This is a genomic window from Paenibacillus sp. EKM10P, from assembly GCF_011800655.1.
Taxonomy (GTDB): domain Bacteria; phylum Bacillota; class Bacilli; order Paenibacillales; family Paenibacillaceae; genus Paenibacillus; species Paenibacillus polymyxa.
This window is the reverse complement of the sequence record NZ_JAALET010000024.1, coordinates 1-25410: the sequence shown is the minus strand read 5'-3', so window position 1 is coordinate 25410 and position 25410 is coordinate 1. Positions and strand designations below refer to the sequence as shown.

Genomic DNA, 25410 nt, shown 5'->3' with positions numbered 1-25410 from the left:
GGTCCTTGAACTCCTTGGACACCCTGAGGACCTTGATCGCCTTGGACTCCTTGTGGTCCCTGGTCGCCTTGGACTCCTTGTGGGCCTTGATCTCCTTGAACGCCTTGTGGTCCTTGATCACCTTGGACTCCTTGAGGGCCTTGGTCACCTTGAACTCCTTGAGGTCCTTGATCACCTTGAACTCCTTGAGGGCCCTGATCACCTTGGATTCCCTGTGGTCCTTGGTCGCCTTGAACACCCTGTGGTCCTTGGTCACCTTGAACGCCTTGAGGGCCTTGGTCACCTTGAACTCCTTGAGGTCCTTGAACTCCTTGGACACCCTGAGGACCTTGATCGCCTTGGACTCCTTGTGGTCCCTGGTCGCCTTGGACTCCTTGTGGGCCTTGATCTCCTTGAACGCCTTGAGGGCCTTGATCTCCTTGAACGCCTTGAGGGCCTTGATCTCCTTGGACACCCTGTGGTCCTTGATCTCCTTGAACACCCTGTGGTCCTTGGTCACCTTGAACTCCTTGAGGGCCTTGGACACCTTGAACTCCTTGAGGTCCTTGATCACCTTGATCACCTTGAACTCCTTGAGGTCCTTGATCACCTTGGACACCTTGAGGGCCTTGATCACCTTGAACGCCCTGTGGTCCCTGATCGCCTTGGACTCCTTGTGGTCCTTGATCACCTTGAACGCCCTGTGGTCCCTGATCGCCTTGGACTCCTTGTGGTCCTTGATCACCTTGGGCACCTTGAGGTCCTTGATCACCTTGGACTCCTTGAGGGCCTTGATCTCCTTGGACTCCTTGTGGTCCTTGAACTCCTTGGACACCCTGAGGACCTTGATCGCCTTGGACTCCTTGTGGTCCCTGGTCGCCTTGGACTCCTTGTGGGCCTTGATCTCCTTGAACGCCTTGTGGTCCTTGATCACCTTGGACTCCTTGAGAGCCTTGGTCACCTTGGGCTCCTTGAGGGCCTTGATCACCTTGAACTCCTTGTGGTCCCTGGTCGCCTTGGACTCCCTGTGGGCCTTGGTCACCTTGTACGCCTTGAACTCCCTGAGGCCCTTGGTCGCCTTGCGGGCCAGCTAACCCTGTTCCTAAAAGCTCATCAGAAACTAATCGGTGGGCGGGCACTAATTGCCCAAATGTATCTTTACCCCAAACAGAAATTTGAGTTTCATTTTCTGCTGCTCCGCTTGTGGTAAAAACGAATTCAAATGCATTTAAATCTGCAAAATAGTTCCTTGTAAAAACCGCATTTGGTCCCACTATTACTTGTTCTTGTACATATAATGTTCTGCTGCCATTTAAAGCGAAACCCTCGATCAAAACAATTGAAGAATCAACAGAATCCCGGTTATCGATTTTTACCGTCACCAGTTGGGTGGGTCTGACTCCAAGAACAGGATCGTTTGCAATGGGGCCAGTTGATAATACTGACATTTAGATACTCCCTCCTTTCTAGTAAAAGCAAACTTTCTTGTGAACAATGAGATCTTTCTCAAGATCATGCTCCCTCTATTTTATTTCTAAAACATGTGATATGATTGTGGCTTTCTCTCTGTACATTTGTTGAGTTTTAAGACTCTAACTGCTCATCCGCAACAATACGCTGAGCACCAATAATTGCACCACTCTCGTTTTTTCCCCATACAGAAATATCAGTACTTTCTTCTGCCAAACCGCTTGTGGTAAAAACAAACTCATATGCATTGAAATTTACTGTATAATTTCTCGTAGCAACTGCATTGGGGGCTAGCGCTATTACTTCTAGTACAAACAATGTTCGTAAACCGTCTAAAACGTATCCCTGGATTAATATTGTTGAAGAATTGACTAAATCACGGTTAACCATTTTAACGGTGACCTGTTGAATCGTCCTAACCCCACTAACAGGACTGTTCTCAATAGGTCCAGTTGTTAATAATGTCATTAGTTGACCCTCCTTTACTGATTAGTAATAATCCATTAAATCAACTAGACGTACTAGAATGGAAATAGCAAAAGACATTAGGATTTCCATTATTATATTAATAATTAGTTAAATATGATTGTTTGTTTACCTATTAAAATAAGATACTTATTCTGTCATTCGATCCGACCAAGCCTCTATCTATCGTCGGTTCTCAAGTTTGGAATTGAAAGGCTTGCCCCGCCCCCTTTCCGAAATATAAAGAACCCTCTAAGAGAGAGGGGCGCACTCATCCTGTTACCCATACCATTTCCATCATGCTATAACACTTCTACAGACTGTTTATCAACAAGTTATTTAAATATGTTAGCAAGCTTTGATTTCACTATTTGACTAGCCTGAAATTTACTTTTCACCTTATTCGAACCATTTTTCCCAACAATCAGTGCTTCTTCGAAGTGATTCTGAATCCAAAATAATCTTTCAGAAATTGCGTACCCGTTAGGTTCAACTTCAAAATAGTCCTTACCTTCCTCAAGAATAAATCTATCATTTCGGGGGTTTGTCGTAACAAGTATACATCCTGTCGATAGTGCATCAACGGCAGCCGTGGTTGGAAAACCATCTAATGCAAATCCATCCGGAACACTGCAATTTAGAAATATATGAGTTCGTTCATACACTGGCTTTAATTCTTCAGGGGAAAGTAGACCATAGAATGTATAATTTTTATTTTCCAATAAATGTAATCGGTCTTCCCAATCACCAATTAGATTAAGATGAAAATCATCCGTAAGTCGATTAAATGCATCTGCCATAATGGGGAAACCTTTTCTAATAGCATTAAAAGCACAAAATGTCAACTGTATCGGCTTTTCAACTTTCTTATGTTTAAATATATATAAGTCGGTATTAATCACAACGGGATAATAAATACTTCCAACAATCGCTTCCATGACTTCATTAATGTTTGTGAATACAGTCGAGCAATGTTGTCCTGCAATAGAAAGAAACTCTTTTTTGGTCCATGGATCCAATCCGCCACCTGGGTATAAGGTAGCATGAAGATGGATATTTCGCTCATCTAAGAATGGCTTGATATTAAGATTAGGATTTGCTCCTGGCAAATAACTTCCATCCGGAAGAAAGCAATGTCCAAGCAAACTAAGTGTTAAATTTAAAAAAACACAATATACATCTGTAACCCCCTCAGACACCGCAACTTTCATAAAATCAGAAAAAGGAAAAACTTTACACGGAAAATAATCATCATTAGGTTCGGTTGCAAAGAATAATGTATCAGGCCTTTGCTGGAATATATTCAAGTTCTCCCAATATCGAAAACCACTCAGTTTCCATGGAAACTTTGTATCAATCACAGCAAGACGCCGGTTAGTATAAGATTGAATCTGAGAATCAAAGAGATCCATATCTTCCCCCTTTCTTGAAGTCACTGCTCCCTAAAGCTGCACTTCACAGGCGCTTCCCGTATATCTGTGGCTTCAATGGTCGAGTTTCCAATACAGCATAGCGAATAATCCCTACAATTATGAAGATTTTATTAAATATGTAATTCGCCGCCGATTCACAAGCAGGTAATCCTCTGGCATGAACAGTGAGTTTGTAGACTGGGAGCGATTGAACTTCCGGTATCAGACCCTCCTAATAGGGAATTCTTACTTAATATGAGGGGTGGCTATCCGTAAAAGAATCAAGAATTATTTCATTTCCATTAGGGATAATATTACCATTTACTTCAAATCTGTCTTATTAACTTCAATATTCCCCTTTAATATGGATAAAGAGTCATCAGTTGGATGATTATTGAAAATATAGTATTGATCCACCATTATTATCATAGTTCTTAAAAAAACGGGAGCTCTGTTCTTCATTCTCAGCATAAAGCATTACATGAATTATCGCGTGTTCTTCCCCTTCAAACTCAAAGCTTATGGATCAACTTGCTTGATATTATATGCAATTTATACCTGTAGGGTTCTAGTCGAAGAGATCCTGCTCAATGGATTGCAAAATGTAAATTATACCGAAGAATAATGGTCTTTTATCGACTGGCATGTGCAGTTGGATGAACAAGCTCTCTCTCTTCTCAAGCCATACTTATTTACAGGTTATAGCGGGTCACTCGATGCGTAATCAGGTTGATCCTGACAAGCCTCCGTTCCTTAACCTGCTGGTTGGTGAACGATACGACCGCAATGCTTGCTGTCCGAGCAACCGGAAACCGACCTGACAACAACCATATATAGTCAAAGCTTTGTGGACACGTTCTGGAAATTATACGATTATCATAATAAAGCCTTGTCACTTACGATAGTTATTTGATCAACAGCTACTGTACACGTGCAAATGCACCAAACCTAGTTTATTCTTAAGTATAAGCTTTTAAAAATATAATAAGGCCGTGTCAGAATCGGTTATAAGAACCTCTCTGGCACAGCCTCGTTTGTTTAACTCAATTATTTACCCATCCATGCGCATCACTTGAGCTAGCAACTCGTACGAACGCAAACGTGCCTGATGATCATATACCTGAGCGGTGGTAATCAACTCATTGGCTCTCGTCTGGTTGATTATAAAATCCAGCCTTTGCTTGACTGTGTCAGGACTACCGATTGCTGAATACCCCAGCATATTACCACGAACCATCTCCTTCTCCTGCTCACTCCAAAGCTTATCCATGTCATCGACTGGTGGTTTTAGTCCTCCGCTATGTCCGCGCAGCACATTTAAAAATTGTTGTTCTTGTGAAGTAAAAAGCCGTTGTGCTTCTTCATCAGAATCTGCAGCAACCACATTCACACCAACCATCACATACGGTTGATCCAGTGCCTTGGACGGCCGGAAATTACGGTGATACAATTCCAGCGCCTGTAGCAAATGAGCCGGGGCAAAGTGGCTAGCGAACGCAAACGGCAGCCCAAGCTGACCTGCCAGCTGAGCACTGAATCCGCTTGAGCCCAACAACCAGATAGGTATATCCATCCCTTCTCCTGGAATCGCTCTCACCCCCGGCACGGCTCCGTTTAACGCTGGATTCAGGTAAGAGCGCAGCTCATTCAGTTGCTCGGGGAAATCTTCCCCCGTACTGTGCAGCCCTCGCCGCAATGCTCTCATTGCGGGTTGATCCGTGCCAGGAGCCCTGCCAAGTCCCAGATCAATTCGCCCCGGATAGAGCGACTCTAAGGTTCCAAACTGCTCCGCAATCATGAGTGGAGCATGGTTAGCCAGCATAATACCACCTGAACCGACCCGAATCTTGTGGGTATGTGCAGCCACATGTCCGATGATCACAGAAGTAGCAGCGCTGGCAACCGCCTGCATATTATGATGCTCCGTTAGCCAATAGCGTCGGTACCCCCATTGCTCAGCATGCTGGGCAAGATCCACCGTATCACGAAAAGAATCGGCAGGAGTACCGCCTTCAATGACAGGTGCAAGATCTAATATAGATAGTGCAACATCCCGCGTAGTCATTTTATATAAACCTCCTGTCAAACCATTATTTTACGTATTTCTTTCAACGCCTTAATTCTTTGACCTATCAATTGATGCATCAACTATAATAATGCGTCGTCTTATGAATTGCAAATAATTTTAATTTTTAGTATTTTTCAAAAAATAGTTTACTTTTATGATTAGCTCGTCTATCATGCTCTTATGTGGATAATGATTATCCATGTTAGCCTGGTTATAACAAATTGAGGTGATTGCTAGTGCATATGAAAACAGGTGTCGAACAATCTGTCTACGCTCTCCTTCTGCTCACGATGCTACCGGACAAAGCCGTTTTACCTGGAGAGGCCATTAGCCAGCAGTTAGGCGCTTCACCTACTTATTTTCATAAGCTGTTACGAAAATTGGTTAGCTCTGATTTGATTACTTCTGTACCTGGTGTCAAGGGCGGATTCAAATTAAAGAAAAAACCTGAGGATATACGAGTATTTGATATTTATCTGGCGATTGAGGGACAGCAAACCCTCTATTCTTCCAGCGGTATATACAACGATATGCTTGAATTAAAGAAAGACGATCAGTGCTGTTTACTGGCAAATTTGATGGAAGAAGCGGAAGCCTCCTGGAAAGCCGTTCTGAAAAGAGAAACCATCGCGTCACTCTCTGCTGACTTTTTTAAAGAAGGATATGATGCGAAAATTACTTCTTTGAAGAACTGGATTCAAGAAAAAATGGTCTTGTAAAGAACTTCAAAAACAGAAAGGGATATGAACATGAATGATTATTTAGTAAAAGCTCTTGCCTATAATAACCAGGTGCGGGCTTATGCTGTGAGAACAACGGAAACGGTAAGTGAAGCCCAGCAGCGTCATTATACCTGGCCAACAGCATCGGCTGCATTGGGACGTTCCATGACGGTGGGTGTGATGCTGGGAGCTATGCTTAAACATGAGGATAAACTGACGATTCGGATTAACGGTGGAGGGCCCATCGGCACTATTCTTGTCGATACCAACGCCAAAGGAGAAGTTAGAGGTTATGTAAAAAATCCGCAAACCCATTTTGAGCTTAATCAGATCGGGAAATTAGATGTCGCCAGAGCCGTAGGAACAGATGGAGCGCTGATTGTATCCAAAGATATCGGCCTAAAACAACCATTTGTTGGACAAGTCCCTCTCATATCGGGTGAACTGGGCGAGGATTTCACCTCTTATCTCGTTCAATCCGAACAAATTCCTTCTTCTGTGGGAGCAGGGGTTATTGTTAACCCGGATAACTCCATTCAGGCGGCTGGAGGTTTTATTATTCAGCTGATGCCGGGTACACCGGAAGAGGTTATCAGTTTTATCGAGAGACGGATTGAGAGTATTCCGAGCATCTCCGCAATGGTCATGGAAGGTCTTACGCCAGAGCAGATTCTGGTCCAGATTTTGGGAGAAGGCAACATGAACATACTGGAAACCATGCCTGTACAATTTCATTGTCCCTGCTCAGAAGAACGAGTTACCAATGCCATTATCAGCTTAGGGAATCAGGAAATAGAAGACATGATTCGTACCGATGGACAAGCTGAAGCCCATTGCCATTTTTGTAACACACATTACCACCTTACCAAAGAAGATCTCGAAAACATGCTGGAAACAAACATCATTTAAATACGGGCTGTTCCCAAAAGTAGTTTTAGCTACTGGGGAACAGCTCTTTTCTTTCTCAATGCTTTCGATGGATGGTTTCCTTGGCCAAAAACGGTAGACTTGTTTATGACGCAAGTGTTAATGTTATATTATTCCAATTACATGAGGTGAGATCCACTATGTTCGAAAAAGATACGCATGAAATTCTGGCTTATTATGATGGCGGTGCAGAAATAGGCAGATTAGAGCGAGGCATCGGAAAAATAGAGCTGGAAAGATCAAAAGAAATCATTTCACGTTATCTCAGCAAGTCCACTCATGTTATTTATGATATCGGCGGCGGTGTAGGGGTCTACTCTTCGTGGCTGGCAGAACTGGGATATGAAGTTCATCTATTCGATCTCTCTTCGCAAGCCATTGAATTCGCTCGTCAGCAGCAACTGAATAAACCCATCATCAGCAAGCTGGAAATCGCAGATGCCAGAAATCTTGATCGTAAAGATGAAAGCGCGGACATCGTGCTATTGATGGGACCTTTATATCATTTAACAGAACAGAAGGAAAGAGTAAAAGCACTGCAAGAAGCAGCGCGTGTCTTAAAGAAGGGGGAACGCTGATTACTTCGGCTATTTCCAGGTTTGGCTCGCTACTGTGGGGGCTATCGGTGTACGGCGAGTGCAATACCATTGTGGAGGAAGATGCGTTCATGGATATGGTCAGACAGGAGTTAACAGATGGTCAGCATGTACGACCGGCGGCTTATCCCTCTTTTATCACACGCTCCTACTTTCATACACCGGATGCCTTGCGTGCAGACTGGCAGGCGGCTGGATTGCAGGAGCCTCGTGTACTGGGTGTCGAAGGCCCCGTCTGGATTGCACCCGGATTTGAAGAGAAATGGGCCATTCCTTCTCATCGCAGACGTTTGCTGGATATAGCACAGCAGGTTGAAGAGCAGGATTCTGTCATCGGCATGAGCCCGCATATGCTTGCGGTAGGTATCAAGCAAAAAGACGAGCCAAACAGGCTCGCCTCTGTATCATTCTAGATTACTGCTCCAAACTTTCCAATACGGTTTTAATTTCGCTGTTCAAACTAAGTGCATTATAAATCGCAGTCAAGGCTTCAGCACGTGACGCATGATACTTAGGTCCAAACTGACTCGTACTTATACCCGAAAGCACACCGGCTTGTGCTAATTGTTTAATCGTATCAGCCGCAAAAGAAGCGGATAAGTCGGTGAAGCTTTTTTCATTCAAGGTGTCCTTTTTCAATCGGTCTAAATCCAAGATCCGCGCCAAAATGACAGCCATTTCTTGACGGACAATTGTTTGATCCGGTTTAAAAGTACCATCCTCATAACCGTTTAATACTCCAGCTGCGGTCAATTTTGTTATGGCATCCTGCGCCCAGTGATCCCCAATATCGTTCAAAGCCACAGGCTGATTTCCACCACTAATATCGAAGATTCTAGAAATGATAGCAGAAAACTCCGCACGGGTAATTTCACCATCAGGTCTGAAACTGCCATCCTTATATCCATTTACGATACCCAGCTTAGAAAACGTGTCGACCGTCTTTTCTGCCCAATGTCCTTGTAGGTCTGACGGTTTAACACTAGTAGAAAAATTTAAAGCAGATTCTGCTTTGGACTTTATATTCTGCAGTACTTTGTTGTCTGCAACCACTACGTTACTGTTGAATATGTCTTGCACAGGAGCAGTTGGCTCAGTCACCAATTCTTCAGATACAGATACAGGTACAGTTACTGGTTCTTTAGATACAGTCACCGATGGAGATGATACAGCTGATGTTGCCGTATTGCTGCTGGAATCATCGCTAGAACGGTCCCTGTTTCGATGCCCAGACCCGCCGCCACTGGAACTACTGGAATCACTGCCAGCATTATTGGGTGCGGGAGCAGCAACAGCTGTTACGATAACTGGAACATTAAAGCTATATCCGCTGTATGTGGCGGAAATTACCGTGTTCCCTTCTGAAAGTGCTCTAATCTCTCCCTGAGTAACCGTAGCGACATTCGCATTGCTGGAAGTCCAAGTTGCTTCTTCACTGACATCAATCTCTGAAGAGTCCGATTTTACAACTTTTGCTATAGCCCGTTCTGTACCCCCTACCAGCATTTGACCATTATTGATAGAAACACGCAATTCCGTGTGACTATCATCTGTTGGTACTGGATCTGGTGTTGGTACTGGATCTGGCGTTGGTACCGGATCTGGTGTTGGTATCGGATCTGGCGTTGGCGTCGGATCTGGTGTTGGTACCGGATCTGGTGTCGGTGCTGGGTTGATAGTGAATGCAACGGTAGCTGTTGAACTCTTCGCATCTAATGCTCCGTTCGTTGTACCGTCATCAATCACATTATAATCAAAACTTGCCGGGCCCTGGTAGCCTGAATTCGGAGTGAATAGTACAACCGCTCCATCTAGAACTACCGTCCCACCTTGTGCATTTTCTACCGATGCGATGCTCAGATGTTGTAAGCTCTCGTTGACAGGGCCTGCCGTGTCGTTTGCTAAGAGTTCATCAATAGCGATAGATTGTGCCCCTGCATTTGCCGATAACGATGGTAGTGTATCATTCACAGCTATCGGACTGTTGTTTACCTCACTCACAGTGATTTTGGCTTGGTTCGGCTCGCTGATCCCTGTTCCGCTCATATCTAGTGATGATTGTACGTCGAAACTGAAATGATCACCTGACGGAGAGTTAGCATAAAGATTTGGCGTAAATTTAAGCCCTGCTTCGCCATCCGCTACAGAAATAAATTGACCATCTCGGATTTCCATTACCCCATCATTTTTATAGAGGGTTCCACCAATAATGTTGGAGATTCTAAAGTACGACACATCAGATCCATCCACTTGATTACGAGTAATGATCAAACCGTCAAAGCTTTGCTTGTCTTCCTCTGTCAAAGCATCAGTCACGTTAGGGACATCAGCGACGGAATTTACTGTAAAAGAGGCTTGCTTGGCCACCGACTGCGGGACTGAGACGCCGTTCGATGTTCCATCATCGGTGACGGTAAAAGAGAAGCTAGCGGTTCCATTAAAATTCGGCTGAGGTGTAAAAATTACATTTGTTCCATCTAAACGTACAGCCCCTCCTGCGATGCTGCTGACTGAGGATACCGTTAGGTGTTGACCATTCTCATTCGGACCGGCAGACGCATGCGCAAGCAGTTCTGCAAAAGGAATTGTCCGCTCTCCTGAGTCTTCTGTAATGGAGGATAGCGTTTCGTCTTGCGCTGCCGGGGGATCGTTTACTTCCGTAACATGGACAACAGCCTTAGTGGCATCGCTCAGTCCATTACCCGTTGCACTCTGAGCCGCCTGCACATCAAAAGAGAAGGTATCTCCCGCTGCGTTGTTGGCGTTTGCCATAGGCACAAACCTCACGCCATCCCTAGCTTCTGCTGCTGTGATAAACGTTCCGTTGGAAATCTCGGTGATACCATCGCTATGATACAGCCTGCCTCCGACAATGTTCGTAATTTGATAATGTGTCACTACCGTTGAATCTTGCGGGTTTGGTGTAATGGTTATATTAGATGTTGGGATATCTTCCTCAGTAGTCACAGCGGCTACCTCAGGCATTTTAGACGAAACAGCCGAGGCTGATGTTTCCAATATCAACTGGGGAATATCTACGCCGTTGTCATCGGCTGAATATGTAATTTCCGAATAGTCTCCAGGGTTCCCTGCTTCGTTGGCAAGCAATGCAAATGAGACCATACCATCCGTCTGTTGTTGTACAAAATGGGTAACATCAAAATCAACCCATCCTACTTGAAGGTCTGAGCCTGTTTTCGTATCCGAAGGCTGATCCAGCGGGTTTAGCGGAAAAGCTCCGCTGCTCCAAACATCAGCAGTCGATCCATACACGATCAAAAAAGGATTCTGGTTAGAGCTGTAGCTGATAGAAGAGATATGAATACGCAAGGTTGCCTTCGTTACAACCTTCCCAGTCAGCTCGGGCATTTTAAACTGAATCGCTGATCTGTAATATCCTAACACTGCATCCGAAGATCTGCCAACATAGTTTTCTGGTGCATCCATCCAAACGTCGGCAGACTTGCTCCATGTTCCATCTTGGATTAATTTGGGCTGTTCGGTTGGTGCCGCACCAGCATCCGCCACTAAAATTGCCGATGAAAAGATTAGTGATACTGCTGTTAATGCACATGTGAATCGTTTAGTAGACTTGCAAAAATGCATACCTTTCCTCCTGTTGAAATAAATCTATGATTGCTGCTTGATATTATACAATTTCGTCACTGAACAAATTCTGAACAATTGCATTTTATTCTTCTATTCAACCAGCTCAGCAAGAATACGAGCAATTTGCCCGCTGTTTATTCAGTTGAATGGCTTCCGTGGATAAGCTATTGTAAGGATAGGATACTTTTGCCAGATAAAACAACTTACAGGAGGTCGTTTTTCTTGATGATCCTTGAACTGGTGGGCTTTATTTCTACTGCTGTCTTATCTACGTTTTTTTCCTTTCGATACCGCTTGTGGAGACAACTATAGTGAGAAGTGAACAAGAGATGCTGCATACCATTCTCCAATTTGCTCAAGAAGATGAACGGGTACGTGCCGTGATTATGAATGGTTCACGCGCCAATCCACATGCTCCACGAGATATTTTTCAGGATTATGACATCGTCTTTCTCGTATCTTCCATGGACAGCTTTATTCAGGAACGTCACTGGATTCGCCGCTTTGGAGAATTGATCATTATGCAGACACCCGATGAGCATGTGGAGCCTACTGTGACGTTCCGTGATCGCTTTGCTTTTCTCATGTTATTTACGGATGGCAATCGCATTGATCTTACCCTCTGCCCTGTGACTAACATCGCCAATTGGCCCCGAGACAGCTTAAGTGTACTGCTGCTGGATAAAGACGGCCTGGTGGAGCCTTTCCCACCGCCAAGTCTTCAGGATTATAAGACGGTCCCTCCAACCGCCCAAACCTATGCGGATTCCTGCAACGAATTCCGGTGGGTCAGTACTTATGTGGCTAAAGGATTATGGCGACATGAGCTTCCCTATGCCAAATTCATGTTGGATCGACCTGTAAGAGATGCGCTTCACTTCATGCTGGAATGGCATATGGGTATACAAACTAACTTCACGGCAGATCCAGGTAAGCAGGGAAAATATTTCGAGAAGCACCTTGAGCCTGAACATTGGACGGCCTACATCCAAACGTTTGCGGATGCAGATTATGAACATATGTGGCAGTCTCTTTTTATCATGGGTAATTTATTTAGAGAAGTTGCCCAGAAGGTGGCGAACCATTATGGTTATAGATACCCGATTGAGGACGATCAACGTGTAACAAACTATCTCTATCACGTAAAAGCTCTCCCTGCAGATGCAACGGGCATCTATTAAAGAAAAAAACCAGTCGGGCACTTGATTTACATGTGCTAGCCTGGTTTTTTATACTCTAACATTATTTGACCTATATACGTTTGGAATCTGCTGTCTCCTAATATTAGTTTTCGGTCAGCACCCGGTCGCCTCTGCTCGCAGGCTGAGAGATAACCAAAAATTCAACATCCTCACTCGTTTCATTAAACATTTGATGAGGCACCATAGGAGGAACCTCACACCCTTCCTGAGATCCTAATTGAATGCGTTCACCATCCACTTCAAGTACCGCTGCACCTGATAAAATAAAGAAAAATTGGCGCGCATGATGATGATAATGTCTGACTTCATGTGTATTTCCCGGCATGCGCTCATGAATAATGCTCAAATCATCATTTTTCACCAAGCGCCAACCATCACATTGATCTCCCCATATATAATGTTCAGCATTATGTTTACTTATTTTCAAATTGACTCCCCCTTTGTAGTTACAGTTTTATTGTAAATCTGGATTCACTGAGCTACAATCTTAATTATAAAAAACGATAGAACCCATGTAAAAAAACTCTGAGTCCGACCATTTTTAGATATCCGCCTCGATAATTTCCTCCAACTTAATCCAGCTAAAATCCTCTTCCCCACGAGATAGCTTCACTTCTCGCCGACTTGTGTTAATCACTGTAACCAGTCCGCGCAGCTCCTCATCATCAAACGGATTAAACACTCTTAGTGTAATAGGCTTCCGTTCGTTATAGGATACGATAATGGCCTGTTCAATCTGCTGTATCTCCTGATCGTCCAGTGTCGGCTTGCCGCGTCTTCCCTGCTCCTTCATCAGTCTTACATATGCCTCCCGATGCTCAGGCAAAATCATACGCGAGCTTTCCCATATGCCATTTCCTTCAAGCTTTTTCCCCATCGTAAGCCCCTCCTATGCTGTTCTGGTTACCGGATGCCATGCCAATACATGATCTAATCGAAAAACACGTGGCTGACCAGTTTGCAAACAGGTGGCCCGGATCAAACCATTCTGCACACGATGCACCTCTATCTGCCGATGAGACAGTTTGCCCTTTCGGTCCATATACACGATTTCCACGATCTGTCCCACATATTTCTCCAGCATCATCCTTCACTCCTCATCAGAACGTTTGTTTGTATTATATGCGAACATGCGTTTGATTATCAATGTAAAAAAATCCCCTGAGGGAGTTGCCTCTCTCAAGGGATTTAAAACTCATAGGTGGACAGCTTAATATCCTCTTTATTCAAATCTTTCAGCGGATACACAGGGCCATTCCAATAAGTCAAAATATTAAGTGGCTCATTAGTACCATGCTCCTTTAAAGTGTGAGATAATTCGAGCAATACATGTGGAAGTTGATAAGAGCTTGTTAAAAATTGATATTCTTCTGGACTTTCGCAGTCTTCTGCTCGATAAAATACAAAGTAACCCTCGGTATAATCCCCAATGAGTACAATATAACGAGCAAGAAACATAATTTCACCATTGGCAAACGGAATGGAAAATGTCGAAGCAGAGATTAAATCTGTCTCTAATGCCTCTATACGAACGGTGAGTTCATTGTTTAGAGCATCCATTTTTCCCCTTTGTTCACTGATGAGGTGTTCATAATTTACAGGAACAAGCCCCCCACTCTTGATCGTAGCGATCAGTTCATCTATAAATACTTTTTGAGACAATACTCGATTGCTCATCCTATTCATCTCCATATTCGTGAAAAATAAGCATGAAACTCCCGCTTCAATATGTTCAATATTATGTATTAAAAGCTTGATTCATTAATTATCCAGCATTTTTGTGACGGCATTCACGACCCTTTCCATCTCAAATGGCTTCACAATAAAATCTTTTGCCCCTGCCTTAAATGCTTGTATAATTGCTTCCTGCTGACCCAAAGCGGAACACATTAAGATGTTGGCTTTAGGATCAAGCTCTACAATCTTTTTAACAGCCTCAAGCCCATCCATTTTAGGCATATTAATATCCATGGTAATTAAATCTGGTCGAAAGTGTGCATATTTCAAAACTGCATCATATCCATTTTCCGCTTCTGCAATAACAGAGTGACCTAAATCCAACAGAATATCCTTAAGCACAGAACGCATAAATAAAGAATCATCCACTATTATAACTGTTGCCAAGTTAACCTCTCCAATCCGTTGTCATATGATATGCACGCCCAAACTTCAATATCGGTGAAAAAACTAGTTATATTAATAGAAAGAATCTGTAAAAAGAAAAACGCTACCATTGAATTATAAAAGGAATTTGAAACTAGCTACTACAGCATTAATTTCAATAAAAACGTTTCGCAATGACGTAAATCATTCCTGTAGTATAAAGATTACAAAGTACTAGGTATTCAGTGAACCCTTAGCACTATGCAGGCGAATTCAAAAGTGAGAAGAATCATTGGGCCAACTCCTTAAACAGATATAAAAAAAGACATCGGTATCATGCCGACATCTTTTTTTAAACTATTCGTTTAAAGTTTGCTTATTCATTCAGAGCTTTTTTCAAAGCCTCCAGATTGTTTTTCATCACACCAAGGTAATCCAGATTCTTTTGTTTGTCTTCATCCGTCAGTCCTTCAAGCGGATTCAGTACATCCGTTTTCGAACCAATTTCTGTAGCTACGGTCTCAGCAACCTTCGGATCAACCAACGTTTCAAAGAAAATTGTCTTCACATTATTATCTTTAGCAAACTTGATAATACCTGCCAACTTGTCCGGCGTAGGCTCCTGCTCTGGAGATAATCCGGCAATTGGCACTTGGGTCAGACCATATTGCTTAGCCAAATAGCTAAAAGCAGCATGCTGCGTAATAAAGTCTTTACGTTTTACATTTTTCAGACCCGTTTTGAATTCAGTATCCAGCTCTTTCAGCTTAGCAATATAAGCATCAGCGTTTTTCTCATAGTCCGCTTTGTTTGTAGGATCGGCTTTTACAAGCCCTGCTTCTATAGCTTCTACTTCTTTCTGAGCTAAGACTGGATCAAGCCATACATGAGGGTCCAGCACATGATCGTGATCATGGCCTTCCTCTGCGTGTGCTTCTTCTCCTTCTTCCTCCTCGGCAGATCCTTCCATCAGGTTCAACCCTTTGCTTGCTTCAACTACTACACGCTTATCATTCGATGCGCTGCTCAAAGCCTGTTCTGCCCAACCTTCGACGATCCCGTTATATACAAATACGTCAGCATCCTTAACCTGTGCCATATCCTTGGCGCTTGGCTCCCAATCATGCGGCTCAGCACCGGCAGGAATCAACGCGGTTACGTTAGCATGGTCTCCGGCAACTTGCTTGGTGAATTCATACATCGGATAAAAAGTGGTGACTACATTCAGCTTTTTACCACTGTCCGCTGTTTGTGCTGGATTAGATTCGGTTTGGGATGTATTCGTGGCTGCATGATCAGTTTTAGCTCCACAACCGGCCAAAATAAGTGCTAGCCCCGCAGACAATACAAATGATTTTTTGAACCATGTATTCATATTCATAACTCCTTATGTGTTAGTTTTTTATAAACTCACTGACCTGCCGCATTCTTACGTCGAGAAGCCTGTTGCTTGCCAAGTTTACGGACCAGCTTTTGAATACTAGCTCCTACGATCAGGAATAATAACAGCACCATAGCAATCGTCCCCCCTGGGGGTGTACTAAGTTCATATGATGCTGTTAATCCCATAAATACGCCGATTAATGCGGTGATCATGGATATCCAGATAGCTGCCGCGAAGCTCGGTGCAATTCGAATCGCCAGCGCAGCAGGCAACACGATTAGTGAGGAGACAAGCAGTACACCGACAATCGGCATGGCTGCGGCTACAATCATCCCAGTCAAAATACTAAACGCAAACGAGATAGACTTGACAGGAAGACCATTGGTCTTTGCCGTTTCTTCATCAAAGGTAATCTGGTACAAAGGCCGTCGGAACACGAAAAAGAAAATACCTCCGATGACAGCCACAACGATCATCAACATCAGCTCGGTCTGATTGACGGCTACTACCGAACCAAACAAATAAGCGGAAAAGCCTTTGTTAATGCTCTGATTCAGATTCATTAAAATAACAGCCGTTGAGAGGCCACCTACCATAATAATAGCCACAGAAATCTCACTATACGTTTTATAAGATCTGCGGACGTATTCAACAATAATCGCACCGATCACCGCAACAATAAATCCAGTTATCGTCGGGTTAATCCCTAAATAGGCACCTGCTGCCACCCCTGCCAGCGATACATGCGATAGCATGTCCGCCATGAGAGCCTGACGCCGTAGCATCAGGTATACTCCAAGCACCGAGGCCAGCAGTGCAATTACCCCACCGGCACAAAATGCCCGCTGCATGAAGTCGTAGTGCAGCATTTCCATCCGCCATCTTCCTTCCTTTCAAGCTCAATAATACGATCCAGATAATGTTGTACTTCCGATAGTCCATGGGTAACCATGACTACAGTTCTTCCATATTCCTTAACCTGCTGATTCATCAGATCGTAGAAGTGATGTCGGCTTTCCTGATCCATTCCGGTCGTGGGCTCATCCAAAATGAGCAAATCCGATTCCTGAGCAAGTGCCCTTGCCACACAAATACGCTGCTTCTGTCCACCAGACAATTCGCCGATTTTGCGGTGCCGTAAATCCCACATCCCTACTTGACGAAGCGCCTGCTCTGTCAGATCATGATCCTCAGCCCGCATCCGGCGCAGCCAAGAGCCATGAGTATATCTACCCGAACGGACAAATTCCAGGATGGTACTTGGAAATCCTCCATTGAAGGCAGCAATTTGTTGTGATACAAATCCGACAACGAGCTTTTTACCTTCACCTGTACGGTCGGACATAAACACTTTGCCCTTCCAAGGCTGAAGTAAACCGAGCAGCAACTTGAGCATCGTCGATTTGGAAGCACCGTTGGGTCCAGTGATCGCCACAAATTCTCCGGAAAAAATTTCAACATTGGCATCTACCAAGTTAGGAACATCTCCGTAGCCAAATGTGACCTGTTCCAATGAGGCCAATAACATGACGCAAATCTCCTTTTCCTTTAAAAAGCCTGGAGCCATCTGAGCGGTCATCATAGCGCAGATTCTCCAGGTCGTTTATGATCATTAAACCATCTACCGTAATTATTACGATTTGGTAATAAAAAAATAAGCGCTTGATAAACGTAACCTTTACGCATTAGCAAGTTTAACAGTTTAGGCAAGGTTCGTCAATGTTTTGGCAACTCTTTTGTTTGTTTATTTCACTTTGCCCGGGTACAAGCCTGCTGCCAAGGTTTTCAGTGCAATCGGTGCTCGCACACCTTCAGCCGCTGCGGATAGAGGCAGCACCACAAATCGTTTGTTTTTGATCGCTTCAACACCAGCCAGCGCGGGCTTGCTCAACAGAAGCTTTTCTTTATCCGCCAGTGAAGTATCTCCGTAGTCGAGAATAATAATAACATCAGGGTTGCGGTTCACGACCTCTTCCCAGCTTACTTCCGTAAAACTTTTATCGATATCATCAAAAATATTTTTCGCCTTCACACTTTTAATCAAAGACGTCAGATAATTGTTGGCAGCCGTAAATGGCTTGTCTTCGCCGCTGTCATAAACAAAAACCTTGGGTGCCCGTTCAACCGTGCCAATTTGAGTCTGAATGGACTGCACTTGTGCACGAATGTCATTTACCAGTTTTTCTGCACGCTCCTCAACCCGGAAAATACGTCCAATATTTAGTATATCCCGATATACATCTTCTAATATAGGACCCGGCTTATTGGAGGATTCCTGTACATAGGTTTGCACGCCCTGTTGGGCAAGCTCCTCACGGGAACCCAGATTTTTATCATTAAAGGCACTCTTCCAGCCCGCATAGGCAAAATCCGGTGCAGCTGCCATAAACACCTCTTTGGACGGATATTGTTTGGCTAGAACCGGGATTTTATCATATTGAGTCTTATATTTCGGTAAAATCTGATCATCCAAATAGGCGGTTCCTACCATGGAAGATTCCAGTCCAAGGGCCAGCATAACTTCTGTCGCATGCTGGTTCAATGTAACCGCACGTTTGGGCGCTTCGGGAAATACCATTTTTACACCCATGTTCTCAATCTCTACTGCCTTCTCTTGGGTTGTTGATTGCGATGCATCAGATTGCTGCCCGTTTGCAGATGAATTTGTGGTTTGAGCCGTGTTTCCTGCTGCGCAGGCCGATAATAACAGCATCGCCAAAGCTAGCATAACCAGCGGTAATGCGGGTTTGCTACATTTATTCATATGTAACGTCTCCTCTTTCATTCACAGTTTTATCTTACCTTATCGAATCACCATTCTGCCTGTTAGTGTCATAGATGGTCTCCACCTCTAAGAGAATCCGGTAAAAAGGTAATACTCGGTTTCCCGGTTTTCGGATGAATGCGAATTTCTGTTTCCACCCCGAATACACTGCGTAGCAGGTCAGGCTGAAGCACATTCTCTGTTATGCCGGAGGCTACCACCTTGCCTTCTTTTAATACATACAATCGGTCACAATAACATGCCGCCAAATTTAAATCATGCAGTGCAGCTAAAGCAGTGATCTGAAGTGTTTTGACCAAATCGAGAATTTGCAGCTGATACCGGATATCGAGATGATTCGTCGGCTCGTCCAAAATGAGAAATTTCGCTTGTCCGGCCAAAGCCCTGGCGATCAATACCCGTTGCTTTTCACCGCCCGACAGGGTGCCAAACCCCTGATCCGCTTGAGCATTCATGCCTACCCGCTCCAGCGCCTGCTCAACCAGCTCATGATCGAAGACAGTATCTGCTTCCAGCAGTTTCTTATGAGGATGGCGGCCCATCAGGACGATGTCCCGTACTGAAAAATCAAACGTTTGGGGCGCATCCTGACTTACCACTGCCATTTGTCGTGCTGTCTCTTTGTACTTCATCCGTAGTAAATCCCGGCCATCCAGCGTCACCAAACCACTATCAGGTCTTAGCACACGATACATATTCTTAAGCAACGTCGATTTGCCACTGCCATTTGGACCGATCAGCCCGACCAGCTCTCCCGTTTTTACCTGGAGACTGATACCGTCGATCAATCGTTTATCGTGAATACTGAAGGTCACGCCTTCGACTTCTATATTCATTTTTCGCCTCCAAACGAGTAGGAACTGCGCCGCAGCAGCCACACAAAAAAGGGTCCGCCACACACAGCCGTTACAATACCAATCGGCAGCTCCTGTGGAGCTAGCACGAGCCGGGCACATACGTCTGCCCACACGACAAAGATAGCTCCCGAAAGCAGGCTGACAGGCAGGACACGCCGATGATCCGATCCCACTATTAGCCTAACGATGTGTGGAATCATAAGCCCGACAAAACCAATCGAGCCACTCACTGATACGACTGCCCCGGTTAAAAGGGAAGCGACAACAACCAATAATATACGGAACGCCTGCACGTTCACACCGAGCGTTACGGCGGCTTCTTCTCCTGTCAGCAAAGCATTCAATGAACGGCATCGGGTCATAAGGACAGCCGTTCCCACGGCTATAATAAGGCTTGGAATGAAAAGCGTATCCCATTGAGCGCCTGCCAGACTTCCCATCATCCAATACATCGCGTCACGGATGCCTTTTTCATTCGGGGCCATCGTAACGATAAAGCTAGTCACAGCCGACAGCATCATAGATACCGCCACCCCTGCCAACAGCAAGCGGGTCGTCGATATCCGTCCGGCCACACGAGCCAACGCAAACACCATAAGCATCGCAGCTAGAGAGCCTATAAAAGCAGATATGGGCAGTGTAAGTCGTCCCAAAAATCCAAAAGCTCCAAACACAATAACTAACGTCGCTGTCACTGAAGCACCCGACGAGACTCCTAGAATATAGGGGTCCGCTAACGAATTGCGAATTAATGCCTGTATAGCCGCTCCGGTAACAGCAAGTCCTGCTCCCACGACAACACCTAGCAGCACACGCGGAAAGCGAATTTCCCAGACGATATATTGCTCCGGTTTGGTCCATGTCACGGGTATCCACTGATCCAGCCAGGGCAGATGGGACAGCGCAATTCGCCATACTGTCCCTGGAGCGACAGCCACAGGACCCAGCATGACCGCAAGTGTAACTGACAGCACCAGTCCCGCAGTTAATAGCAGCAGAATTGTTGTAAATCTCCATGGAGGCTTCCCTGCTAGATCAGCTCGAGAATGAGGCTTGGATGAATAAACGCTATTTGTTCTCGAAATCATGAACTAGCCAGTGGCTTTGCAGCCGCTTCAAGCTTTTTCAATCGTTCCCCGATCTCAGAAGCAGAGAAATTCTCGCCCATGATCACCGCTACATCGTTCACTGGCTTTTGCGGTCGGATCGGGATGATTTCCAGCTCACGATAGGCAAATTGAAACATCATCTGGCCCTCCGATTCCAAAAATCGTACGATTCCTTTGGCTCGGTAAATTTCAGCAGGCAAACTGCGGAACAACTGTTCAAACTCGGAGCGTGACACAGGTTGTCCAAAAAAATACGTATGAACAACTACATGGTCGTAGGAATGATAATGCTCTCCGTGTTCATGTTCATGGTCGTGATGCTCGGGCTCATGATAGTCATGAGGATGATGGTCTGTATGGTCATCATGACTATACGTGTGAAAATGAGCTTCCGCATGCTGATGCTCATTCGCGATATCGACTGTGGACTCCTTTTGCCGTGAAACATCCATCTGTTTCTCTCCTTGAATGGAGAAAAAGGCACCCAAATCTACGTCACTCCGCTCCGTGCTTACAGTCAAAGCATAAGGATTTAATTCTTTTACAAGGGCCTGTATTTTTTGCAATTCTCCCGCAGCCAATAAATCAGTCTTGTTAATAATCAGTTTGGAAGCACATCGCAGCTGATCCTGCATCAAACGAAACGACTTGCTTCTCTCACTACCCAAGGAGAAATCCAGAAATTGACGCGCATCCACGACCGTGATAACAGATTGTAAAACCATAGAAGAATATATGGAGGCATCTGTCACTGCATCTACAATCTCCATTGGATTAGCCACTCCGGTACATTCTACAATAATCACATCTGGCTTATATTCCTCGGCAAGATTCATGAGCTCGACGCCCAAATCTCCGCGAATGGTACAGCATATACAGCCACTGAGCATTTCCTTCATGGGGGCTTGGTCGTTCACCAAACTGCCGTCCAGATTAACATCACCCAACTCATTCATCAGAATAGCTGGCTTGAGCCCCTGCTCCTTGTAGTAAGCCAGCGCATGCTGAAGAAGAGTTGTTTTCCCGCTGCCCAAAAATCCGGATAAAACAACAATCGGTATCATATAATCCTCCTTGTCTTTACAGCACTAATATGGATCGTACCGTAAAAGTTTTCTTCTTGCAATCATTTATCGGATTTTAATCGTAATAATTACTATTACCAAACATAAATATATATGACCACGCTTTGAATTGTCAATACAGGAGGTGATTCAAGCATAATCCTGCGGCATGATTGTCCCAACACAGGCATAGGATGTAGATAAGAACCCTTATTCCCAAGGAGATGTGGAATGAAAAACAGTACGCTGTTGAAGATGCTGCCTTTTATGATTCCGTTTGCCTTTCTCATCCCTGTGCTTATTACGCTATCTCCTCAGTGGCTTCGTTTGTTAGATATAGGGCAGCTGCAGTCATTAAAGACGGTATTTATGGGTATTTTTCTGGAGGCTGTTCCGTTTCTCCTGATCGGTGTGCTTGTTTCATCCCTTTTACAGTGGCTTGTACCGGAGACATGGATTCGTAAAATAGCGCCTTCCCATCCTGTGTCGGGTGTCCTGCTCGCCTCCTTGCTAGGTATGCTGTTTCCCATCTGTGAGTGCGGCATGATCCCTGTCGTTCGCCAATTAATGCTCAAGGGAATGCCTGCCTATATGGGTATCACTTTTATCTTAAGCGGACCTATTATCAATCCCGTAGTACTGGCTGCGACGATGATGGCTTTCCCTTCCCATCCTGAGGTCACTGCCGTTCGAATGGGTTTGGCCTTTGTCGTTTCCGCGACCCTCGGATTGATCATATATGCTTTTGTGCGTGTGCATCCGCTCAAACGGTCTTTGCTCTCTTTTAACCAACAAAAGCAGAACAATCAGACTCATCGGCATAACCGCACATGGTGGGGATTTTTTGTACATGCTGGCGACGAGTTTTTAGACATGAGTAAATATCTCATTATCGGCGCATTATTGACAGCTTGCATCCAAACCTTTATCCCACGTGATGAAATGCTTTCGTTAAGTAATGGTACGGCTGGCTCGTACGCCTTTATGATGGGCTTTGCCTACGTGCTATCGCTATGTTCCACCTCTGATGCCTTTGTAGCTACTGCTTTTTCGCATACCTTTACACTGGGTCCGCTGGCAGCCTTTCTTGTACTCGGCCCGATGCTTGATTTCAAAGGCACACTCATGCTGCTCAGCACCTTTCGCACCAAATTTGTCGTGATCTTAGGCTTGCTCATTATTTTACTCGTCCTGATGGGCTCTATAGCTGCTGAATGGTTATTGGGGAGGTAAATACAAACGTGAATTCAACCTTTAGCATCCGCTGCCAATATGGCATGCGCTCCTTGCTCATGATCGGATTAGCTGTATACATCATCACATTACATCGCACAAGTGCACTTCATTACTACTTGGCTCCGCACATGCAAAAGCTGCTTTTGCTCTGTCCTGTGCCACTCATATTCATCGCTTTGGCGATGGCATGGCACGTAATCGTGGGAAGCCGGGATGGTGAAGATGTATGCGATTGCGAACATCCTTTACCGCAAAGCTGGTTCAAAAAAACTCTCGTATATGGAATGCTGCTCATTCCGTTGCTGTTCGGGTCACTGCTGCCCAATCAGGCGCTTGGCAGTGATATGGCAGCCAAAAAAGGTATGTCCTTCACCTATCCCAACCCGGATATCCGACGAAAAACAGACACACAAACCACGAACACACCCGCAGCCTCCCTTCTATCCACTCCATCTTTCACACCAACTTCGCTCCCTCTAAAGGGAAAATGGAGTCAGGAAGCGCTGGATAAGCTGTTCGTTCCGCCCGATGAGTACAATGTAGAATTCGCCGAGCTGGCGAAACGTCTGTATCAGCAACCCATTATACAGATCCATCCGGAGATTTTTTCCGAAACTATAGGAGCGATCGAACTGTATAAACACGCTTTTCAAGGAAAAAAAGTACAGGTGACTGGCTTTGTCTATAAAGACGACAACCTACCGGGTAAAGGTCTATTTGCAGTAGGAAGGTTCCTCGTTATGTGCTGTACTGCCGATGCCATGCCATTCGGGGTTATCGTCCAATCCCAGAACCCTCCGTCCTTTGACAAGGATACCTGGGTGACTATTGAAGGAACTCTGCATGCAACGCAAAAGGATAATGCACCCGTACTTGAAATTCGATCCGATAAAATAACGACTGTCAAGCAGCCGGAATCACCTTATGTCTATACCCAAGCAGACTCGGTAGCAACCTATGATCGCTTGAATACGGCACACTAAACCCGCCAAGGAGGAAAAATGATGAACAAAGTTCCTGTTATATTAATCAGTGGTTTTCTTGGAAGCGGCAAAACGACACTACTTTTGCGGCTGTTAGCCTATACTCGTCAGATTCCTCTTCGTGCTGCTGTTTTAATGAACGAAATGGGCGAATATGATGTAGACAGCGCTATTATTTCAGAGGAAATGCCTGACGTAACAGTGGAAGGACTGCTAGAGGGGTGCATTTGTTGCAGCAAAAGAAATGAGCTGGCTGGCGCACTGCACACCCTGCTCAGCCAAGAGCCGGATGTGATCTTCATGGAGACCACCGGAGTAGCCAACCCCGAGCAGGTGCTGGAGGAACTTCGCTCCCCACTGCTGGCAGATCGGCTGTATCTGGTTCACGGCATCAGTGTGGTGGATGCTGAGCTGTTCCATGAATACAACAGCCGCTTCACTGCAGACAAGGAGCTGGTTCGGACTCTGCACGGACAGCTTCGCTCCGCCGACTTTATTGTTGTGAACAAAACGGATGTCGCAAATAGCCGTGAAGTGGCTAAGGTCGTCAAGAACATCCGCAAGCTCAACGATACGGCCAAGTTGCAAACTACTGAGTATAGCCGCATTGACCTTGAACCACTGCTGGAACCTGTCCTGAACTCCGTATGGGTTGACCCGAAACCTGTACAAGTATTTCAACATACATCGGCACAGATGCAGCCCAACGATGCAGAAGCATCACCTATACCAATTCCCGCTAAAGATAACGAAAGACCTAGCAGTGCCTCCAGAAGTACCGCATTCAAAGTAATTTCTGCACACCGTCAAAACCACAGTCACGATCACGACCTCCCCCATTCCTTTTCCCGTCTGGAGAGCTTAACACTGCATCAATATTCTCCTCAGCCATTGGAAAAGCAACGATTAGAAGACTTCCTGACTAGGCTAGGTTCCTCGCTGCTTCGTGCGAAAGGTTATTGTGTGCTTCCGCATGAGGGTACAATGCTTTTGCAATTCTCAGGAAGTCACTTGGAATGGCAGCCCACCGCACTTCCGGTGAGCCAGGGATATGTCACACTCATTGGAGAGCAGCTTGACAAAGCATCCATTACCGAGCAATGGGAACAGTGCTTCGTTTCGCTGTAGTCGACAGATTCGGCTCGAAATGAAATTCCCCTCCAAAATGTCTACGAAATTAAATTATAAAAGGCTGTTCCTTTGACCTTTAAAAGTCATGGAACAGCCTTTTTTTGTAACTATCATAAATTTGCATATACGCAGTATATACCTTATAGGATGTTATGTTGAATGATGGGAAAACAAAAAAAAGCCGTCGAGGCATTCTCGACGACCTGAGTACGACTATGCAGAGTCATACTATTATTTGCTTGGCGGCGTCCTACTCTCCCAGGACCCTGCGGTCCAAGTACCATCGGCGCTGGAGGGCTTAACGGTCG

The 25410-nt window shown here is 45.0% G+C and carries 25 protein-coding genes and 1 pseudogene; 8 read left to right on the top strand and 18 right to left on the bottom strand.

Going from position 1 to position 25410, the window contains the following annotated elements; genetic code table 11:
- The 5 genes and pseudogenes from HFE01_RS26035 to HFE01_RS26020 form a co-directional block, all read right to left on the bottom strand.
- Positions 1-1021 (bottom strand): annotated as a pseudogene (locus HFE01_RS26035) (hypothetical protein); the annotation flags it as partial.
- Between the two features lie 542 nt (positions 1022-1563).
- Complete coding sequence (locus tag HFE01_RS26030; RefSeq protein WP_107735287.1) at positions 1564-1917, bottom strand: hypothetical protein; 354 nt, start codon at positions 1915-1917, stop codon at positions 1564-1566.
- Between the two features lie 332 nt (positions 1918-2249).
- On the bottom strand, positions 2250-3326 hold the full coding sequence (locus HFE01_RS26025) for a glycosyltransferase (RefSeq protein ID WP_107735286.1): 1077 nt from the start codon (positions 3324-3326) through the stop codon (positions 2250-2252).
- Between the two features lie 692 nt (positions 3327-4018).
- Complete coding sequence (locus tag HFE01_RS27675; RefSeq protein WP_279287984.1) at positions 4019-4150, bottom strand: hypothetical protein; 132 nt, start codon at positions 4148-4150, stop codon at positions 4019-4021.
- A gap of 227 nt (positions 4151-4377) precedes the next feature.
- Entirely contained in the window at positions 4378-5391 is a 1014-nt protein-coding gene (locus tag HFE01_RS26020; protein WP_167438793.1) for an LLM class flavin-dependent oxidoreductase, read from the bottom strand.
- 239 nt (positions 5392-5630) lie between these two features.
- Between HFE01_RS26020 and HFE01_RS26015 the strand changes: the two genes are divergently transcribed.
- The 4 genes from HFE01_RS26015 (at position 5631) to HFE01_RS27470 (ending at position 8052) form a co-directional block, all read left to right on the top strand.
- Positions 5631-6113, top strand: coding sequence for an RrF2 family transcriptional regulator (locus HFE01_RS26015; protein WP_025364755.1), 483 nt, complete (start codon positions 5631-5633; stop codon positions 6111-6113).
- A 30-nt stretch (positions 6114-6143) separates the two neighbouring features.
- Positions 6144-7025 carry an Hsp33 family molecular chaperone HslO gene (gene hslO, locus HFE01_RS26010; RefSeq protein WP_044786606.1) on the top strand — a complete coding sequence of 294 codons (882 nt, stop codon included), beginning with the start codon at positions 6144-6146 and terminating at the stop codon, positions 7023-7025.
- A gap of 158 nt (positions 7026-7183) precedes the next feature.
- Positions 7184-7621 (top strand): class I SAM-dependent methyltransferase, encoded by a 438-nt coding sequence (locus HFE01_RS27475; RefSeq protein ID WP_243208266.1) that lies wholly within the window; start codon positions 7184-7186, stop codon positions 7619-7621.
- A gap of 47 nt (positions 7622-7668) precedes the next feature.
- Positions 7669-8052 carry a hypothetical protein gene (locus HFE01_RS27470; RefSeq protein WP_243208265.1) on the top strand — a complete coding sequence of 128 codons (384 nt, stop codon included), beginning with the start codon at positions 7669-7671 and terminating at the stop codon, positions 8050-8052.
- 1 nt (position 8053) lies between these two features.
- On the opposite strand, the gene HFE01_RS26000 is transcribed toward HFE01_RS27470, so the two are convergent.
- The gene (locus HFE01_RS26000) at positions 8054-11245 is read right to left on the bottom strand and encodes an S-layer homology domain-containing protein (RefSeq protein ID WP_107735285.1); all 3192 of its coding nucleotides are present in this window, start codon (positions 11243-11245) and stop codon (positions 8054-8056) included.
- Between the two features lie 314 nt (positions 11246-11559).
- On the opposite strand from HFE01_RS26000, the gene HFE01_RS25995 reads away from it, so the two are divergent.
- A complete protein-coding gene (locus HFE01_RS25995; RefSeq protein ID WP_167438792.1) occupies positions 11560-12429 on the top strand; it encodes an aminoglycoside 6-adenylyltransferase in 870 nt (289 codons plus the stop codon).
- 103 nt (positions 12430-12532) lie between these two features.
- Here the strand turns inward: HFE01_RS25995 and HFE01_RS25990 are convergent, their stop codons facing one another.
- From HFE01_RS25990 to HFE01_RS25935, 12 genes are all read right to left on the bottom strand, one after another.
- The gene (locus tag HFE01_RS25990) at positions 12533-12877 is read right to left on the bottom strand and encodes a cupin domain-containing protein (RefSeq protein WP_025364750.1); all 345 of its coding nucleotides are present in this window, start codon (positions 12875-12877) and stop codon (positions 12533-12535) included.
- Between the two features lie 114 nt (positions 12878-12991).
- Positions 12992-13327, bottom strand: coding sequence for a YolD-like family protein (locus HFE01_RS25985; RefSeq protein WP_016818450.1), 336 nt, complete (start codon positions 13325-13327; stop codon positions 12992-12994).
- Between the two features lie 12 nt (positions 13328-13339).
- On the bottom strand, positions 13340-13534 hold the full coding sequence (locus HFE01_RS25980; RefSeq protein WP_017428465.1) for a hypothetical protein: 195 nt from the start codon (positions 13532-13534) through the stop codon (positions 13340-13342).
- 104 nt (positions 13535-13638) lie between these two features.
- Positions 13639-14127: a hypothetical protein gene (locus tag HFE01_RS25975; protein WP_016818449.1), complete on the bottom strand. Its 489-nt coding sequence runs from the start codon at positions 14125-14127 to the stop codon at positions 13639-13641.
- Between the two features lie 84 nt (positions 14128-14211).
- Positions 14212-14574 carry a response regulator gene (locus HFE01_RS25970; protein WP_014599711.1) on the bottom strand — a complete coding sequence of 121 codons (363 nt, stop codon included), beginning with the start codon at positions 14572-14574 and terminating at the stop codon, positions 14212-14214.
- Positions 14575-14929: 355 nt separating this feature from the next.
- The gene (locus HFE01_RS25965; RefSeq protein ID WP_107735284.1) at positions 14930-15928 is read right to left on the bottom strand and encodes a metal ABC transporter substrate-binding protein; all 999 of its coding nucleotides are present in this window, start codon (positions 15926-15928) and stop codon (positions 14930-14932) included.
- A 35-nt stretch (positions 15929-15963) separates the two neighbouring features.
- Positions 15964-16812, bottom strand: a complete 849-nt coding sequence (locus HFE01_RS25960; RefSeq protein WP_016818447.1) for a metal ABC transporter permease — start codon at positions 16810-16812, stop codon at positions 15964-15966.
- The gene (locus tag HFE01_RS25955; RefSeq protein ID WP_170973163.1) at positions 16758-17465 is read right to left on the bottom strand and encodes a metal ABC transporter ATP-binding protein; all 708 of its coding nucleotides are present in this window, start codon (positions 17463-17465) and stop codon (positions 16758-16760) included. Before HFE01_RS25955 ends, HFE01_RS25960 begins: the two co-directional genes overlap by 55 nt.
- A 216-nt stretch (positions 17466-17681) precedes the next feature.
- Positions 17682-18701, bottom strand: a complete 1020-nt coding sequence (locus tag HFE01_RS25950) for an ABC transporter substrate-binding protein (RefSeq protein ID WP_107735283.1) — start codon at positions 18699-18701, stop codon at positions 17682-17684.
- Positions 18702-18769: 68 nt separating this feature from the next.
- Positions 18770-19558 (bottom strand): ABC transporter ATP-binding protein, encoded by a 789-nt coding sequence (locus tag HFE01_RS25945; protein ID WP_025364747.1) that lies wholly within the window; start codon positions 19556-19558, stop codon positions 18770-18772.
- Positions 19555-20667 (bottom strand): FecCD family ABC transporter permease, encoded by a 1113-nt coding sequence (locus tag HFE01_RS25940; protein WP_107735282.1) that lies wholly within the window; start codon positions 20665-20667, stop codon positions 19555-19557. The genes HFE01_RS25945 and HFE01_RS25940 overlap by 4 nt, the downstream gene beginning before the upstream one ends.
- Positions 20664-21752: a CobW family GTP-binding protein gene (locus HFE01_RS25935; protein WP_107735281.1), complete on the bottom strand. Its 1089-nt coding sequence runs from the start codon at positions 21750-21752 to the stop codon at positions 20664-20666. Before HFE01_RS25935 ends, HFE01_RS25940 begins: the two co-directional genes overlap by 4 nt.
- A gap of 231 nt (positions 21753-21983) precedes the next feature.
- On the opposite strand from HFE01_RS25935, the gene HFE01_RS25930 reads away from it, so the two are divergent.
- The 3 genes from HFE01_RS25930 to HFE01_RS25920 are packed head-to-tail and all read left to right on the top strand — an operon-like array spanning position 21984 to position 25099.
- Complete coding sequence (locus HFE01_RS25930; RefSeq protein ID WP_107735280.1) at positions 21984-22985, top strand: permease; 1002 nt, start codon at positions 21984-21986, stop codon at positions 22983-22985.
- A gap of 8 nt (positions 22986-22993) precedes the next feature.
- On the top strand, positions 22994-23971 hold the full coding sequence (locus tag HFE01_RS25925; RefSeq protein ID WP_107735279.1) for a TIGR03943 family putative permease subunit: 978 nt from the start codon (positions 22994-22996) through the stop codon (positions 23969-23971).
- A gap of 18 nt (positions 23972-23989) precedes the next feature.
- Positions 23990-25099: a CobW family GTP-binding protein gene (locus HFE01_RS25920; protein WP_107735278.1), complete on the top strand. Its 1110-nt coding sequence runs from the start codon at positions 23990-23992 to the stop codon at positions 25097-25099.
- The last annotated feature ends 311 nt before the right edge of the window (positions 25100-25410 follow it).

Excerpts from the sequence above, each read along its gene's own strand:
- HFE01_RS25930 (WP_107735280.1), top strand. The coding sequence starts at position 21,984 with ATGAAAAACAGTACGCTGTTGAAGATGCTGCCTTTTATGATTCCGTTT.
- HFE01_RS26030 (WP_107735287.1), bottom strand. The coding sequence starts at position 1,917 with ATGACATTATTAACAACTGGACCTATTGAGAACAGTCCTGTTAGTGGG.
- HFE01_RS25975 (WP_016818449.1), bottom strand. The coding sequence starts at position 14,127 with ATGAGCAATCGAGTATTGTCTCAAAAAGTATTTATAGATGAACTGATC.
- HFE01_RS25945 (WP_025364747.1), bottom strand. The coding sequence starts at position 19,558 with ATGAATATAGAAGTCGAAGGCGTGACCTTCAGTATTCACGATAAACGA.
- HFE01_RS25920 (WP_107735278.1), top strand. The coding sequence starts at position 23,990 with ATGATGAACAAAGTTCCTGTTATATTAATCAGTGGTTTTCTTGGAAGC.
- HFE01_RS26025 (WP_107735286.1), bottom strand. The coding sequence starts at position 3,326 with ATGGATCTCTTTGATTCTCAGATTCAATCTTATACTAACCGGCGTCTT.
- HFE01_RS25935 (WP_107735281.1), bottom strand. The coding sequence starts at position 21,752 with ATGATACCGATTGTTGTTTTATCCGGATTTTTGGGCAGCGGGAAAACA.
- HFE01_RS25960 (WP_016818447.1), bottom strand. The coding sequence starts at position 16,812 with ATGGAAATGCTGCACTACGACTTCATGCAGCGGGCATTTTGTGCCGGT.
- HFE01_RS25950 (WP_107735283.1), bottom strand. The coding sequence starts at position 18,701 with ATGAATAAATGTAGCAAACCCGCATTACCGCTGGTTATGCTAGCTTTG.
- HFE01_RS25940 (WP_107735282.1), bottom strand. The coding sequence starts at position 20,667 with ATGATTTCGAGAACAAATAGCGTTTATTCATCCAAGCCTCATTCTCGA.
- HFE01_RS27475 (WP_243208266.1), top strand. The coding sequence starts at position 7,184 with ATGTTCGAAAAAGATACGCATGAAATTCTGGCTTATTATGATGGCGGT.
- HFE01_RS25980 (WP_017428465.1), bottom strand. The coding sequence starts at position 13,534 with ATGCTGGAGAAATATGTGGGACAGATCGTGGAAATCGTGTATATGGAC.
- HFE01_RS26000 (WP_107735285.1), bottom strand. The coding sequence starts at position 11,245 with ATGCATTTTTGCAAGTCTACTAAACGATTCACATGTGCATTAACAGCA.
- hslO (WP_044786606.1), top strand. The coding sequence starts at position 6,144 with ATGAATGATTATTTAGTAAAAGCTCTTGCCTATAATAACCAGGTGCGG.
- HFE01_RS25955 (WP_170973163.1), bottom strand. The coding sequence starts at position 17,465 with ATGTTATTGGCCTCATTGGAACAGGTCACATTTGGCTACGGAGATGTT.
- HFE01_RS25985 (WP_016818450.1), bottom strand. The coding sequence starts at position 13,327 with ATGGGGAAAAAGCTTGAAGGAAATGGCATATGGGAAAGCTCGCGTATG.
- HFE01_RS25965 (WP_107735284.1), bottom strand. The coding sequence starts at position 15,928 with ATGAATACATGGTTCAAAAAATCATTTGTATTGTCTGCGGGGCTAGCA.
- HFE01_RS26020 (WP_167438793.1), bottom strand. The coding sequence starts at position 5,391 with ATGACTACGCGGGATGTTGCACTATCTATATTAGATCTTGCACCTGTC.